Genomic DNA, 14,663 nt, shown 5'->3' with positions numbered 1-14,663 from the left:
GAACAAAATGGCGACAACGATTGGACCAAGCTACGACCCGGCCGCCACCGCAGCAGCGCTGGCGGAAAGCTATGTCGCTGCGCGCCAGAACGTGCTGACCACGCAGTCGCAGCGCGCGACCGCGGCCGCGTCCGCGCTCACCAAGCTGAAGTCGGCCATCTCGGCCTACCAGACCAGCCTGTTGTCGCTGTCCTCCACCAAGACCATGCTGACCCGCGCGGCGACCTTCAGCAACACGGGCCTCGGCACCGCCACCGCCAGCGCGACCGCGGCGGCCGGCAGCTATTCGTTCTTCGTCGAACGCCTCGCCACCGCCAACCAGGTGCAGTACAGCGGCCTGGCCGACACGCCTGCAGGCACCGGCACCATCAATGTCAGCCTCGGCGGCGTGGCCGCGTTTTCGGTCAACCTGTCGACCGCCGACACTGACGCCAACGGCACCATGACGGCGCGCGAACTGGCAGCGGCGATCAACGCGGCGCCGGCCAATGCGTCCAAGGTCTCGGCCTCGGTCGTCACCATCAACGGCACCGCGGAACTGATCCTGAAGTCGCAGGCGACCGGCGCGGCCAGCGCCATCACCTTGACGACCAGCCCCGACACCAACGCCGCGCTGCAGGCCAAGCTCGCGCCCGGCAATGCGACCCAGGTCGTCGCGGGCCAGGACGCGCGCGTCTGGCTCGGCGCCCAGGGCACCGGCACCCTGATCACCCAGGCCACCAATACCTTCACGAATATCGAAGGCGTGTCGATGACCTTCACCAAGGCCCAGGCCGTCGGCGAAACGCCGGTCACCCTGACGGTCGCCGCCGACAACGGCACGACCACCGCCAACGTGCAGAAATTCGTCGACGAGTACAACAAGCTCAAGTCGGTCGTCGACGGCATGATCAGCCCGGGCGACCCGGACAATGGCAAGGCGGCCGGCGCCTTTGCCGACGACGGCGGCGTGCGCGTGCTGCAGGGCCGCCTGATCAGCATCCTGCGCCAGGCTGCGCCCACCGGCGAAACCATGGCGGCGTACGGCATCATCGCCGCGCGCGACGGCTCGCTGTCGCTTGACGCAACGCGTCTGACCAAGCAGCTGGCGATCAACCCGAATGGCCTTGACGCCCTGATCGGCAAAGCCTCGGGCGTCACCCCGAGCGGCATCGCCGGCAACCTCGACACCTACCTGAAACAGTGGAGCAGCAGCGTCGACGGCCAGATCAAGCAGCGCCAGGAAGCCAACGACCGCATGATTTCCACCCTGGCCAACCGCCAGAACCAGATCGACAAGCAATACGACAGCGCGTACAAGCGCTACCTCGCGCAATTTACCGCCTTGCAGGCCCTGCAGAACCAGATGGCGTCGAACACCAGCATGTTCGACGCCCTGTTCGGCAGCGATTCCAAATAAGAGAGAACACCATGTCCCATTCCGAAGCTTACGGCGACTACCATTCGGTGAACCTGGATGCCCAGACGTCGCGTGCTTCCCCGCTTGAACTGGTACTGCTGCTGACCGACGGCCTGCTCGACGAGCTGGCGCGCGCGCGCGCCCACATCGTGGCGCGCCGCTACGAACAGAAGGCCGCCAGCATCAACAAGTGCGTCGAGATCATCAACGGTCTGTCCAGCTCCCTCGACTTCGAGCAGGGCGGCGAAGTGGTGGCCAACCTGGCGCGCCTGTACGACTTCTGCGCCACGCGCCTGCACGGCGCCGGCATCTCGCTGGACCCGGCCATGGTCGACGAAGTGGTGCAGATCCTGACCACGATTCGCCAGGGCTGGATCGGCGTGCAGGCTAAAAATGGATAGGCGCGCTTCCATCGACGCCCTGCGCGACGCCCTGGCCACGGCCGCCGGCGCGCGCGACTGGGACCGCCTGTGCACGGCGGTATCGGCGCTGGCGCCGCAGCTTGGGGCGCTCGGCGCGCAAGGTCCGTGGAGCGCCGCCGAAATGCGCGCGCTGTCCCGCCTGCGCACCTCGCACGAGCTGGCCGCCACCGTCTGCCAGCAACAACAACAGCTGCTGGTCGCAAAGATGACGGAACTGCAGAACAACAAGACCGGCTGGAGCGCTTACGCCCTGGACCACGAAACCGAATTCGACGAGAACATGGCATGAGCATGATGATTAGTACAAGCACGCCAGCGGCCGCACCAGCGCTTCCCGGCAACGTCGCCCAGGCCGCCCCTGTCCTGCCAGGCATGGACATGACTGCGGCATTTGCCGACTTCATGGGCCCCGACATGGCCGCCGTTCCCGCCGAAGCCGGCGCGCCCGCCGATGCGCAAGCGCCGGATGCTGAAGACGCAGCCGCCACGCCTGAACCAGCCGCAACCGAGCTGCTGGTGCAGGAAGAACAACAAGCCCTGACCTCGATGCAGGCCATGATGCTGTCGATGCCAGTCCCGATGATGATGCCAATGCCTGTGCCGATGCCAGTCGTGCAAGCCCTGCCTGCCGCCGATGGCGAAACGGCCGCTCCTGCGGTGGACTCTGCCGTACCCGCGGCCGTGGCCGCAGCTGCCAGCACTGTCTTCGCTTCGCTGGCCGCACCGCAACCGCAAGCCGCCGCACCAATGCCAGCGTCGGACACGCCTGCCGCGCCAGCAGCACAGCCGCAGCAAGCCAGCGCTGCCGTGGCCCAGCCGGCGTTCGCCGGCGCGCTCAGCCAGGCAGCGGCTGCACCCGCAGTGCAAGCCGCAGTGACCGCCGATGCCCCTGCGGCAGCCGATGCGCCAGCCGCACCGGTCACCACTGCCGGCGCGACGACAACCGCCCCTGTGGCCGCCGCCACATCCGAACTGAAACTGGCGGCCGCCACCCCGGCCGCCTGGCAGCAGCCGCTGCGCGAAGCGCTGGGCGACCGCCTCCAGCTCCAGCTGTCGCGCAACATCGACCAGGCCGTGATCCGCCTTGACCCACCTAACCTTGGCCGCATCGAGATCGCGATCCGCCACATGGCCGGCACGCTCGAGGTGAATATTTCGGCAACCCACAACGAAGTGGTGCGCCAGCTGCATACGATCAGCGACACCATGCGCACCGACCTGGCCCAGCGCCAGTTCACCGAGGTGGCGGTCAACGTCACCACGGCCACCCGCAGCGCCGCCGGATCGCAGCAGTCGTTCGACCAGCAGGGCCGCCAGCGCCAGCAAGGCGGCGGTGCGGAGGAATCCGACCCGGGCCGTGCACTGGCCGAGGCCGGCAACCCTTCTTCCACCTTTTCACTGAACGGCCGTGAGTCCTACGCATGAATAAAAAAGTTAGCTCGATGATCGCCTTTGCCGGCGTCGCCCTGGTCAGCGCTGCCGTCGCCGGCGCCGCGATGTGGTGGTATGGCCCGGTTCCCGGAGCCGGCCACGCCGTTGCCGCCGAAGCCGAACAGGCGCCCGTGGAAGAGGACGAAAAGAAGGAACCGGCACGCTACGTGACCCTGGATAAAGTCATTGTGATGTTGAAGCGCAACGCCGGCGACACCCAGGCGCACTACATTTCGACCGACCTGGTGCTGTCGACCACAGAGGAAAACGAAAAGAAGGCCAAGGAACACCTGCCTATGCTGCGGACCGTCGCGGTGCGCGCGCTGTCAAGCTACGCCATGAACGAAGCCTCGGCGATGACGGTAGAACAATTCGCCGAGCGCCTGAACAATTCGTTCGAAGCCACTTATGCCGCGGAGAAGACCGAAAAGCCGTTCTCCGAAGTCATGATTGGCAAACTGATCATCGAGTAAGACGACCACCGTGGCCTATTCCGCCGATTACACCGACGCAGCCAGCGATTACGCGGCCGACTACGCAGGCGATTACGCCGGCGCAGCGGCCGCGCCTGGCATGAGCGTGCGCGAAGAGCAGCAGCACCTGGTGGCGTACGCGCCGCTGGTCAAGCGCATCGTCCGCCAGCTCAATGCGCAGGTGTCGGGCGTGATGGGCCGCGAGGACATGGAACAGATCGGCCTGATGGGGCTGCTCGAAGCGCTGCGCCGCTACGGCGCGCCCGATACCGGCTTCGCCAGCTTCGCCAGCCTGCGCATCCGCGGCGCCATCCTCGACGAATTGCGCCGCCAGGACTGGCGCCCGCGCGCGGTGCGCCAGGACAGCCACCGCACCCGCGACGCGGTGCGCGCGCTGACCCGCAAGCTGGGCCGCGAGCCGAGCGCGCAGGAAGCGGCCGATGCGCTGGACATGAGCCTGGAAGCGTATCGCCAGCACGAGGTCGACGACGGCGCCGGGCAGCTGCTCAGCTTTGACGAAGTGCTGCAGGAGGCCGAGGAACGCGCCCACTCCACGCCTGGCCCGGAAGAGCAGTACCTGGTGCGCCGCAGTCTCGAGCAGGCGCTCGGCGCGCTCGACGAACGCGAGCAGCGCGTGATCCAGATGATCTACGAGTTCGAGCTGAGCTACAAAGAAATCGCCGCCGTGCTGGACCTTTCCGACGCCCGCGTCTGCCAGTTGAACAAGCAGGCGCTGGGGAAAATGAAGGCCGCGCTGGCTGGCGTCACGAATACGAAGTAAAAGAAAAGGAAACATCATGCAACAAGTCATCGGCATCTTCATCGTTCTCGGCTGCGTCTTCGGCGGTTTCGCCATCATGGGCGGCACCTTCGAGGCGATCTGGCACCCGGTCGAGGTATTGATCATCGCCGGCGCCGGTTTCGGCGCGCTGGTGCTGGGCAACCCGACCCACGTGCTGGCCGAGATGGCCCACCAGCTGCGCAAGATCGTCATGCGCAAGAAGCCGAGCTCGGAATCGCAGCGCCAGCTGCTGCTGCTGATGTATGAACTGCTGCAGACGGCGGCTGGGGGCCTGAAGGCGCTCGACGCCCACGTCGAAGACCCGTCCGCCAGCCCGGTGTTCCAGCGCTACCCGCTGATCCTGGAAGAGCCGAAGCTGATCGCCTTCATCGTCGACAACTTCCGCCTGATGGCAATGGGCAAGATCAACGCGCACGAACTCGAAGGCGTGCTCGAGCAGGAACTGGAAGCCATTCACGAAGAACTGGTGCAGCCGTCCAAGTCGCTGCACAAGATCGCCGAAGCGATGCCCGGTTTCGGCATCCTGGCCGCGGTGCTCGGCATCGTGATGGCGATGAACTCTGTTGCCGGCGGCGCCGATGCGGGCGAGATTTCGGCCAAGGTGGGCGCGGCGATGGTCGGCACCTTCCTCGGCATCTTCTTCTGCTACGGCGTGCTCGACCCGATCAGCAACATGATGAAGCAGCTGGTCAACGAAGAAGCGGCCAACATGGAAACCGTCAAGGTGGTGCTGGTTACCCACGTGTCCGGCAAGCCGGCGCTGCTGGCGATCGACGCCGGCCGCCGCCTGGTGCAGCTGAACATCAAGCCGAGCTTCGCCCAGCTGGAAGGCTGGATCAATGCGATGGGCGGCGGCGACGACGACCTGGCGCCACCGCGCCGCCGTTCCAGCGACAGCCGGGGAGATGCGCGTGCAAAAGCCGCATGACAAGAAGCACGGCGATCACGCTGTCTTCAAGCGCGCCGGCCGCAAACATGAAGAAGACGATCACGGCGGCGCCTGGAAAGTGGCGTTCGCCGATTTTTGCCTTGCGCTCATGGCCTTGTTCCTGGTGCTGTGGCTGATGGCCGCGCGCGAACAGCAAAGCCTGAAGGCCGTGGTGCAGGAAATGAGCAGCAGCTTCACCGACGCCTCCGGGCACAAGCCGAGCATCGGCGGCGGCCCGCGCGGCAGCCTGATCGAACGCTTCGCCCTGCCCCATCACGGCGAGTCGCACAGTCCGGACAGCGCGCCGCGCAAGATGTACGACAGCCCGGCCGACCTGGCCGAACTGTCGAAAGTGCTGGCCTCGATGAGCGCCGACACCGGCCTGTCGTCCAACCTGGAAGCGGTGGTGATGCCGTACGGCCTGCGCGTGATGCTGCACGACACCGAGAAGCAGGGCATGTTCATGCTGGGCAGCGCCAAGCCGACCGAGCGTTTCGTCAAGCTGCTGCGCAAGATGGGCCCGCTGTTCGCGAAGATGGAAAACCAGATGCTGATGGTCGGCCACACCGATTCGCTGAAGTACGCCGACGATCCGGACGGCCGCTCGAACTGGACCCTGTCGACCAGCCGCGCGATGGCGGCCCGCGCCCAGCTGATGTCGGGCGGGATGCACGCGGAAAGCGTGCTGCAGGTGGTCGGCATGGCCGACCGTTCGCCGCTCGACCCGTCCAACACCGCCGCATCGATGAACCGCCGCATCGAACTGCTGATCCTGACCCGCAAGCAGGCCGACAGCGTGGCCGCGATGTTCGGCCCGCGCACCAAGGGCGAGGCCTTGAGTGCGGAAGCAGACGTGAGCATCACCGACCGCGCCGAACTCGAACAGCTGCGCGGCACAATGACCGGCGCCAAGGCGCAATAACATCATGACGATTCAATCCAGGACCCGAGGCCAACGCATGAAAATCAACAGCGGCACCACCCCAAGCGATTCGTTCGCGCTGAACCGCACCGCGTCGTCGGCTGGCGTTGAAACCGCGCCCACCGTTATGGGCGGCGCGGCATCGAGCCAGCCGGCAGCGGCGCTGCAGTCCGAAGTGCTGCAGCCTGCGATGGCCGCGCTGCGCGAGATGCCGGAAATCGACCACGAACGCGTCGCCGAACTGCGCGACCTGCTGGCCAAGGGCGAGCTGCCGTTCGACGCCGGCCGCCTTGCTGGCCTGATCCAGCGCTTCCACGGCGGTAAATAAGATGACACGCATGACGCGCGACGAGGCCGTGGCCAAGCTGGCGGCCGGCATTCAAGCCGACCTGGCTGCATCGACCTCGATGCTCGAACTGCTGGAACGCCAGTTCGACGCCGCGCTGCGCCACCGCAGCGCCGACCTGGCCGAACTGGCCGAGCTGCTGATGCCCGCGCTCGAAGCGATGGAACAGCGCCGCCTGCAGCGCGTATCGCTGGTGCGCGCCCTGCTCGGCCCTGAAGGCGACATGGCGAAGCTGATCGCCGGCCTGGCCGCCCCAGGCCGCGCCGCGCTGGCCAACGACTGGCACGCGCTGGAACAGATGGTCCTCGAATGCAAGCGCCTGAACGCGCGCAACAGCGCACTGCTGACCGAGCAGTATTCGATCATGCAGCGCGTGCTGCACGGAGAGGAAGAGATCTATGCGCCACGCTGAGTTCAACAGCGCAGCGGTCGCGCCACTGGCGCCGAGCCAGGCCGCGCGCCCTGCTTCCGCCATCGGCGGCGGCAGCGGTTTCGGCCGCGTGTTCAGCGAGATGCACAGCGAGATTTCGGACTTTATCAGCGAAGGCGGCGGCGACACTGGCGCGGCCGCGCTGAGCGTCGAAGGCCGCATGTGGCAGGCGCGCACCCAGGGCGTGGCAAACGCGATGGAACCAGCGGGCGGCCAGCAAGCCTTCCTTGAAAATATCGCACCGTGGGCGCGCGAAGCGGGCGAACGCCTGGGCGTCGCGCCGGAACTGGTGCAGGCGCACGCCGCGCTGGAATCGGGCTGGGGCCAGCGTCCTTTGACGAACGCCGCCGGCGACAGCACCCACAACCTGTTCGGCCTGAAGGCGGGCGGCAAGTGGGATGGCGATGTCGCCGAGTCGCTGACCACCGAATTCGAACATGGCGCGGCCGTCAAGAAAACCGAACGCTTCCGCGCCTACCCGGACCAGGCCAGCGCCTTCCGCGATTACGCCCAGATGCTGCTGGAGAATCCACGCTACCGCGGCGCGATCGGCGCGGGCAGCGATGCGCGCGCGTTCGCCGAGGGACTGGCGCGCGGCGGCTATGCCACCGACCCGCAGTATGCAAGCAAACTGGCGCGCCTGGCGACGCGCCTGCAGGGAGTCAGCGAGTGAGCGGCATGTCGACAGGTTCAACCGTGCCGGCGCCGCTGACGCGCATGCGCACCACCCGCCCGTTGGCGACGTTGCGCACTCGCACCAGCGCGCCTTGCGCGCCGCTGTCGAGCGCTTCGCCGGCCGTGCTGACCTCGATCGCTTCGACCCGCGCCAGCATCACCACCGGTTCGCCGCGCTTGACCAGGATTGGCGCGACCAGCTGGTTTTGCCGCAGCACTTCGCCGGCGCGCAGCGAGCGCCTGGCGGCCTGCCCTACCGCTGCCGCCGCACCGATGGTGTCGGACAGCGAACTGATGTCGCGCCGTTCCAGCACCACATCGGCATCAAGCAGCAGCTGCCCGGCCGCGACCGGCGCCGCCGTCACCGCGACCTTCGCGCTGACCTTGGCGCGCACGATGTACTCGTACCGCCAGCCTGGGGTATCGCGGCACTGCACCGCAAAGCGCATGCGCGCGGCGCTGCGCGTGTCGCTTGGCTCGACCGACAGCGGCTGCCTGCATGGCGGCGCCGCGCGCGGGTTGACCACCGTGATGGCGAATTCCGGCTCGGCCAGCCCGGACGCTTCCGCCTGCCGTTCCAGCTGGGCGCGCGCGGCTGTTTCGAGCATGCCGGCCACGCTTGGCGCGGCGGCCTGCGCCATGCCTGCGATTAACAGCAACAACAAAGGAGCGCAGCGGATTTCGGGCATGGAAAACACCTTGACGATGGTTGCACGCGGAGCAAACCGCCCCGCGCTGGCCGTTCATTCTAACAAGTTCAAACTGCAGTTCACTCAACGGAGGAGCGTTCAATGACGATTAATTTCCAAAAGGCACTGGGAGTCCATGCCGATGCGCTGGAGTTGCGTGCCGAACGCACCCGCGTGCTGGCATCCAACATTGCGAACGAAAGCACGCCCGGCTTCACGGCGCGCGATATCGACTTCGCCAGTGTGCTGCAGGAACGTGTCGACGGCGAGGCGGACACCCTGCCAAGCTTCGGCGACGGCTCGGCCCAGTACCGCGTGCCGTTCCATCCCAGCGCCGACGGCAACACCGTCGAGATCGGCGTAGAACAAGCGGCGTTCTCGCAGAACGCCTCCGATTTCCAGACCAGCCTCACCTTCATCAACATGAAGCTGCGCGGCCTGGCCAAAGTCATCGCAGGACAATAACCATGAGCTTCAAAGACATTTCCCAGATTGCAGGCTCGGCCATGGCGGCCCAGTCGGTGCGCCTGAATACGGTGGCCTCGAACCTCGCCAACGCCGACTCGGCGGGCGGCTCGGAAGCCGAAACCTACCGCGCGCGCAAGCCGGTGTTCGCCGCCATCCTCGACAACGGCAGCGGCAAGCTGACCCCGGGCAGCCAGGTGCAGGTGCTGGACGTGGTCGAAAGCGCCGAACCGCTGCGCAAGGCCTACGAACCGGACAACCCGGTGGCCGATGCCGACGGCATGGTGTTCTACCCGAACGTGAACCAGGTGGCCGAGATGACCGACATGATGGCGGCGTCGCGTGCTTTTGAAACCAATGTAGAGGTGCTGGGACGGATCAAGTCCATGCAGGCATCGCTGCTCCGTCTTGGCGAAAGCTGATCATGTACTTTAATAACGTCAATAACGGCGGCGCCAAGGGCCCGGACGGTACCGATGCGGTATCCGGACAAGCGCCTGCCAGCGAAACCACCGACATGTTCACCAAGCTGCTGGTGGCGCAGATCCGCAACCAGGATCCGCTGTCGCCCAGCGACCCGGCCCAGTTCGTCAACCAGCTGTCGCAGCTGAGCCAGACCGAAGCGATGCAGAGCATGGCCAAGGTGAACAGCTCGTCGGCCAGCATCCTGCAAAGCCTGCAGGTACTGGCGCTCGGCGCGCAAGTCGGCTCCAACGTCATGGTGGCCGCCGACAGCGTCCAGCTCGAGGGCACCAAGGTATCGGGCAGCATCGAGCTGACCTCGGCCAGCGCCGCCACCGAACTGGTGCTGACCGGCGCCGACGGCGTCAAGCACAGCATCGCGCTCGGCTCGCACAGCGCCGGCCCGCTGCCGTTCACGATCGACCCGGCCGCACTCGGGCTGGCGCCGGGACGCTACACGATGAAGGTCACGGCCAGCAATGGCCAGTTGCCGGAAATTGAGATCGCGGGCCGCCTCGATGCGGTCCGCATGTCCGCCGCCGGCGGCATCATCCTGAAGGTGGCTGGCGTGGGCGAAGTCGCCCCTTCCTCCGTCACCGGTTTTAATGGCAAGGCCAGCACGACGGCCGCCGCGACCCCAACTAACGCTTAAAGGAATACATCATGAGTTTCGAAATCGCACTGTCGGGCATCCAGGCCATCAACCAGCAGCTGGAAGCCACCTCGAACAACATCGCCAACGCCGGCACCTACGGCTTCAAGAGCTCGCGCGCCAACTTCTCCGCGATGTACGCGGGCGCCCAGGCCACCGGCGTGGAAGTCGGTTCCATGACCCAGAGCATCGGCCAGAACGGCGGCGTGATGACCACCGGCCGCGGCATGGACGCCTCCATCGACGGCCGCGGCTTCTTCGTCAGCCGCGACTCGCAGGGCCTGATGGCTTACAGCCGCGTCGGCATCTTCTCGGCCGACAAGAACGGCTACTTGGTCGACAGCAACGACCGCCGCGCGCAGGGCTATGCCGCAGTCACCGGCAGCACCGCGCTGGGCGCGCTGGGCGACATCAAGGTCCCTACCGGCCAGATTGCCGCCGCCTCCAGCACCAAGGTCGCCTACGTGGGCAACCTGTCGGCCGACTGGGCCCCGCCGACCGTCGCCCCGCTGAACACCGCCAACGCCAATTCGTACAATATGTCGAAGCAGTCGATCGTCTACGATTCGCTCGGCACCCAGCACACCTTGTCGCAGTACTTCGTCAAGACCGGCCCGGGCGCGATTACCGTGCACTACGCGTTCGACGGCGCTGCGCCAAGCGCCACCACCAACCTGACCTTCAACGCCCAGGGCCAGATGACCGCGCCGATCGCACCCGTGCCGCTGACCCTGGCCGCACCGGGCAACGGCGCCGCGCCGCTGGCCTTCACGGTCGATTACACCGGCACCACCCAGTTCGCCGGCGAAGCGATCACCACTACCAACAGCACCGACGGCTATGCCTCCGGCATCTTCGTCGGCGTCGAGCTGGGCCAGGATGGTTCGGTCATCGCCAAGTACAGCAACGACCAGCAGCAGACCGTCGGCACGCTGGCGCTGGCGACCTTCGCCGACGAAGGCGCGCTGAACCCGACCAGCGACACCAGCTGGAGCGAAACCTCGGCCTCCGGCGTCGCGCTGTACGGTTCCCCAGGCACCGGCCTGACCGGCAAGCTGAATACCGGCGCGCTGGAGCGTTCCAACGTCGACATCACCTCGGAACTGGTTGGCCTGATGACGTCGCAGCGTAACTACCAGGCGAACTCGAAGGTCATCTCGACCCAGAACTCGATGATGCAGGCCCTGATGCAGGCGCTGTAAGCCCGCATTGACGCAACAAAAAGAGGAGCAGCATGGATAAATTGATCTTCACGGCCCTGAGCGGCGCAGAGCGCGCACTGCGCTCGCAGCAGGTCCACGCCAACAACCTGGCGAACATGGACACCACTGGCTTCCGCGCCAACATGGAAGTGACGGCGGCGCAGCCGCTCGAAAGCGGCTTCGGCTACGACGACCGCCACATGGCGAACATGAAGTCGGACGCGCTGTCGACCCGCCAGGGCACGGTCAAGGAAACCGGCCGCGACCTCGACGTGGCGGTGGCCGGCAACGGCTACCTCGCGGTGCAGTTCGGCGCCAATGAAGCCTACACCCGCGCCGGCAATATCGAGATCGACGCGGAAGGCGCGCTGTCGGTCGGCGGCCGTCCGCTGCTGGGCGACGGCGGCCCGATCATACTGCCGCCGTTTCACGCGGTGGCGATCGGCGCCGACGGCACCATCTCGATCCAGGCGCCGGGCGGCCGGGACATGCAGGTGGTCGACAAGCTGAAGCTGGTGAACGGCGAAGCGGGCGAACTGACCAAGAACGAAGCGGGCCTGATCGTCGCGCGCAGCGGCGACCAGCTGGCGGCCGATCCGGCCGTCACGGTGCGCAACCGCCACCTCGAAGGCAGCAACGTCTCGGCGGTCGAGGAAATGATCGCCACCATGAGCCTGAACCGCAGCTTCGAGATGCAGATGAAGCTGTTCAAGGCAAGCGACAACATGAACGAAGCGGGCAACCGCCTCATCGGCGCGTAAACCGCCGCCACAGAAACCACTCAGGAGCAAATCATGAATCCAGCAATGTGGATCAGCAAGACCGGCGTACAAGCCCAGGATGCAAAACTGCAGACCATCGCCAACAACCTGGCCAACGTCAACACCGTCGGCTTCAAGCGCGACCGCGCCGTGTTCGAAGACCTGTTCTACCAGGTCGAGCAGCAGCCGGGCGCCCAGCGCGCCGACAACACGCTGTCGCCATCGGGCGTCCAGCTCGGCAACGGTACCCACCTGGTCGGCACCCAGAAGGTGTTCACCAACGGTTCGATCCAGACCACCAGCCAGCCGCTCGACGTCGCCATTTCCGGCAACGGCTTCCTGCAGGTGCGCCGCCCTGACGGCGAGCCAGCGTACACCCGCGCCGGCCAGTTGGGCGTCGACGGCAACGGCACGCTGATCAACGCATCCGGCCTGCCGCTGGTACCGCAGATCACCGTCCCGGCCAACGCCACCGCCATCACCATCGGCGAAAACGGCATGGTCTCGGCGACCATCCCGGGCAGCACCACGCCGTCCGAACTGGGCCAGCTGACCCTGACCTCGTTCGTCAACCCGACTGGCCTCTTGGCCCTCGGCGAGAACCTGTTCCAGGAAACCGCGTCCAGCGGCCAGGCCACCGAAGGCAATCCAGGCGAAGGGGCGTTCGGCAAGCTGCGCCAGGGCGCGCTGGAAGGCTCGAACGTGCAAGTGGTCGAAGAGATGGTGGACATGATCGCCGCCCAGCGCACCTACGAGATGAACACCAAGGTGCTGTCGGCGGCCGACAACATGCTGCAGTACCTGGCACAGGCGGCGCGATAATGAAACACGCACTGATGGCAGCTGCCGTCGTCGCGCTGACGGGCTGCGCGACGATGCACATGCCGCCGCCTGCGCCGACCATGGCCGACCAGACCGCCCCGCTGCCGCGTGCAGCGGTGCGCGGCGGGCTGTCGGGCGGCGTGTTCAACGCCGACGCGGTGCCGCTGACGTCCGACGCGCGCGCCTTCCGCACCGGCGACGTCGTCACCGTGTTCCTGGAAGAGACCACCCAGGCCAGCAAGCGCGCCGGCACCAGCATCAGCAAGGATTCGAGCGTCGGCGTGACGCCTGTCGGGATGCTCGGCAAGACCTTCCCGAAGACCGGGGTCGACATCTCGGCCGAACGCAGCTTCAGCGGCGACGCCACCAGCACCCAGCAAAACGCCCTGTCCGGGGCGCTGACGGTGATCGTGCAGGAAGTGCTGCCGAACGGCCTGCTGCGCGTGGCCGGCGAAAAGAGCCTGACCCTGAACCAGGGCGAAGAATTCGTGCGCCTGGCGGGCTTTTTGCGCGCCGCCGACATCGACGCCGACAACCAGGTGTCGTCGCTGCGCGTGGCCAATGCGCGCATTTCGTACTCCGGCAAGGGCGCCCTGTCCGACGCCAACTCACCCGGCTGGCTGACGCGCTTCTTCGTCAGCCCGTGGATGCCGTTCTAAGGTAGACAACCATGCAATCTCGCTTCCTCCGCCTCGCCGCCCTGGTACTGGCGTCCTGCCTCGCGCTGCCGGTGTTCGCCGCGCAGCCGCTGCGCTCCCTGGTCAGCGTCGAGGGCGTGCGCGACAACCCGCTGGTCGGCTACGGCCTCGTGGTCGGCCTGAACGGCAGCGGCGACAGCACCCAGGTCAAATACTCCAGCCAGTCGGTCGTCAACATGCTCAAGCAGTTTGGCGTCAAGCTGCCGGAAGGGACGGACGCGAAGAACAAGAACGTCGCCGCCGTGATGGTCAGCGCGGTGTTCCCGCCCGGTTACCGCCGTGGCCAGCAGATCGACGTCACCGTGTCGTCGCTGGGCGACGCCAAGAGCCTGCGCGGCGGCGTGCTGCTGCTGACGCAGCTGCGCGCGGCCGACAATGATATCTACGCGCTCGCACAGGGCAACGTGGTGGTCGGTGGCCTGAACGCGACCGGTAACAGCGGCTCCAGCGTGACGGTCAACACCCCGACCGGCGGACGCATTCCGAACGGCGCCAACATCGAACGCGAGATCGCCACCGATTTCGCGACCCGGCCAGAAGTGATGCTGCGCCTGAAGAACGCCAACTTCCAGAGCGCCACCAACGTGGTCGAAGCGATCAACCGCCGTTTCGGCCCGGTCGCCACCACCAGCGACGGCGCCACCATCGCGGTGATCGCACCGGAGAACCCGACCGCGCGCGTGGCCTTCATGGCCAAGCTCGAATCGATGCCGATCGAAGCCGGCGCCGAAGTGCCGAAGGTCGTATTCAACTCGCGCACCGGCACCGTCGTCATCGCCGACGGCGTGCGCGTCAAGGCCGCCGCCGTGACGCACGGCGCGCTGAAGGTCGTGATCGCCGAGAGTTCGGCGGTCAGCCAGCCAGGCCCGTTCTCGAACGGCCGCACCGCCGTCACCCCGCAATCGAAGCTGTCGGTTGACCAGGGCTCGGGCCAGATGTTCAAATGGCCGCCTGGCGCCAAGCTGCAAACCATCATCGACGTCGTCAACAGCCTGGGCGCGACGCCCGACGACATCATGGCGATCCTGCAGGCGCTCGACCAGGCCGGCGCGATCGAAGGCGAACTTGTCGTAATCTGAGGACC

General features: G+C 66.5%; 20 protein-coding genes. 19 read left to right on the top strand and 1 reads right to left on the bottom strand.

The window, feature by feature from the left end:
- Positions 1-7 precede the first annotated feature (7 nt).
- From fliD to HHL21_RS19910, 11 genes are read left to right on the top strand one after another with little or no spacing between them, the layout of a single operon-like run.
- The gene (gene fliD, locus HHL21_RS19960; protein WP_169469177.1) at positions 8-1,399 is read left to right on the top strand and encodes a flagellar filament capping protein FliD; all 1,392 of its coding nucleotides are present in this window, start codon (positions 8-10) and stop codon (positions 1,397-1,399) included.
- Between the two features lie 11 nt (positions 1,400-1,410).
- Entirely contained in the window at positions 1,411-1,800 is a 390-nt protein-coding gene (gene fliS / locus HHL21_RS19955; RefSeq protein WP_169469174.1) for a flagellar export chaperone FliS, read from the top strand.
- A complete protein-coding gene (locus HHL21_RS19950) occupies positions 1,793-2,110 on the top strand; it encodes a hypothetical protein (RefSeq protein ID WP_169469170.1) in 318 nt (105 codons plus the stop codon). Before fliS ends, HHL21_RS19950 begins: the two co-directional genes overlap by 8 nt.
- Positions 2,107-3,246, top strand: coding sequence for a flagellar hook-length control protein FliK (locus HHL21_RS19945; protein WP_169469167.1), 1,140 nt, complete (start codon positions 2,107-2,109; stop codon positions 3,244-3,246). Before HHL21_RS19950 ends, HHL21_RS19945 begins: the two co-directional genes overlap by 4 nt.
- On the top strand, positions 3,243-3,725 hold the full coding sequence (locus HHL21_RS19940; RefSeq protein WP_169469164.1) for a flagellar basal body-associated FliL family protein: 483 nt from the start codon (positions 3,243-3,245) through the stop codon (positions 3,723-3,725). Before HHL21_RS19945 ends, HHL21_RS19940 begins: the two co-directional genes overlap by 4 nt.
- A gap of 10 nt (positions 3,726-3,735) precedes the next feature.
- Positions 3,736-4,506, top strand: a complete 771-nt coding sequence (locus HHL21_RS19935) for a FliA/WhiG family RNA polymerase sigma factor (RefSeq protein WP_370659765.1) — start codon at positions 3,736-3,738, stop codon at positions 4,504-4,506.
- Positions 4,507-4,522: 16 nt separating this feature from the next.
- Positions 4,523-5,455 carry a flagellar motor stator protein MotA gene (gene motA / locus HHL21_RS19930; protein WP_169469161.1) on the top strand — a complete coding sequence of 311 codons (933 nt, stop codon included), beginning with the start codon at positions 4,523-4,525 and terminating at the stop codon, positions 5,453-5,455.
- Entirely contained in the window at positions 5,433-6,377 is a 945-nt protein-coding gene (locus HHL21_RS19925) for a flagellar motor protein MotB (protein WP_169469158.1), read from the top strand. Before motA ends, HHL21_RS19925 begins: the two co-directional genes overlap by 23 nt.
- A gap of 37 nt (positions 6,378-6,414) precedes the next feature.
- Positions 6,415-6,705, top strand: a complete 291-nt coding sequence (flgM, locus tag HHL21_RS19920) for a flagellar biosynthesis anti-sigma factor FlgM (RefSeq protein WP_169469156.1) — start codon at positions 6,415-6,417, stop codon at positions 6,703-6,705.
- Between the two features lies 1 nt (position 6,706).
- Entirely contained in the window at positions 6,707-7,135 is a 429-nt protein-coding gene (flgN, locus tag HHL21_RS19915; protein ID WP_169469154.1) for a flagellar export chaperone FlgN, read from the top strand.
- Positions 7,122-7,826: a glycoside hydrolase family 73 protein gene (locus HHL21_RS19910; RefSeq protein ID WP_169469152.1), complete on the top strand. Its 705-nt coding sequence runs from the start codon at positions 7,122-7,124 to the stop codon at positions 7,824-7,826. The genes flgN and HHL21_RS19910 overlap by 14 nt, the downstream gene beginning before the upstream one ends.
- Here HHL21_RS19910 and flgA read toward each other — a convergent pair.
- Complete coding sequence (gene flgA / locus HHL21_RS19905) at positions 7,816-8,517, bottom strand: flagellar basal body P-ring formation chaperone FlgA (protein ID WP_169469150.1); 702 nt, start codon at positions 8,515-8,517, stop codon at positions 7,816-7,818. The genes HHL21_RS19910 and flgA overlap by 11 nt on opposite strands.
- Before the next feature lie 102 nt (positions 8,518-8,619).
- On the opposite strand from flgA, the gene flgB reads away from it, so the two are divergent.
- From flgB to HHL21_RS19865, 8 genes are read left to right on the top strand one after another with little or no spacing between them, the layout of a single operon-like run.
- Positions 8,620-8,982, top strand: coding sequence for a flagellar basal body rod protein FlgB (gene flgB, locus HHL21_RS19900; protein WP_169469148.1), 363 nt, complete (start codon positions 8,620-8,622; stop codon positions 8,980-8,982).
- Between the two features lie 2 nt (positions 8,983-8,984).
- The gene (flgC, locus tag HHL21_RS19895) at positions 8,985-9,404 is read left to right on the top strand and encodes a flagellar basal body rod protein FlgC (protein ID WP_169469146.1); all 420 of its coding nucleotides are present in this window, start codon (positions 8,985-8,987) and stop codon (positions 9,402-9,404) included.
- Between the two features lie 2 nt (positions 9,405-9,406).
- Entirely contained in the window at positions 9,407-10,096 is a 690-nt protein-coding gene (locus HHL21_RS19890) for a flagellar hook capping FlgD N-terminal domain-containing protein (protein WP_169469144.1), read from the top strand.
- Between the two features lie 11 nt (positions 10,097-10,107).
- Positions 10,108-11,298 carry a flagellar hook protein FlgE gene (locus HHL21_RS19885; protein WP_169469142.1) on the top strand — a complete coding sequence of 397 codons (1,191 nt, stop codon included), beginning with the start codon at positions 10,108-10,110 and terminating at the stop codon, positions 11,296-11,298.
- Between the two features lie 32 nt (positions 11,299-11,330).
- Positions 11,331-12,059 carry a flagellar basal body rod protein FlgF gene (locus HHL21_RS19880; protein WP_169469140.1) on the top strand — a complete coding sequence of 243 codons (729 nt, stop codon included), beginning with the start codon at positions 11,331-11,333 and terminating at the stop codon, positions 12,057-12,059.
- A 33-nt stretch (positions 12,060-12,092) separates the two neighbouring features.
- Positions 12,093-12,881: a flagellar basal-body rod protein FlgG gene (gene flgG / locus HHL21_RS19875; protein ID WP_169469138.1), complete on the top strand. Its 789-nt coding sequence runs from the start codon at positions 12,093-12,095 to the stop codon at positions 12,879-12,881.
- Positions 12,881-13,540: a flagellar basal body L-ring protein FlgH gene (gene flgH, locus HHL21_RS19870; protein ID WP_169469136.1), complete on the top strand. Its 660-nt coding sequence runs from the start codon at positions 12,881-12,883 to the stop codon at positions 13,538-13,540. Before flgG ends, flgH begins: the two co-directional genes overlap by 1 nt.
- Before the next feature lie 11 nt (positions 13,541-13,551).
- Positions 13,552-14,658 (top strand): flagellar basal body P-ring protein FlgI, encoded by a 1,107-nt coding sequence (locus tag HHL21_RS19865; protein WP_169469134.1) that lies wholly within the window; start codon positions 13,552-13,554, stop codon positions 14,656-14,658.
- Positions 14,659-14,663: the final 5 nt, after the last annotated feature.

This window comes from Massilia polaris, assembly GCF_012927275.1.
Lineage (GTDB): Bacteria > Pseudomonadota > Gammaproteobacteria > Burkholderiales > Burkholderiaceae_D > Telluria_A > Telluria_A polaris.
The sequence above is the reverse complement of the archived record's forward strand: the minus strand, read 5'-3'. Positions and strand labels throughout refer to the sequence as shown.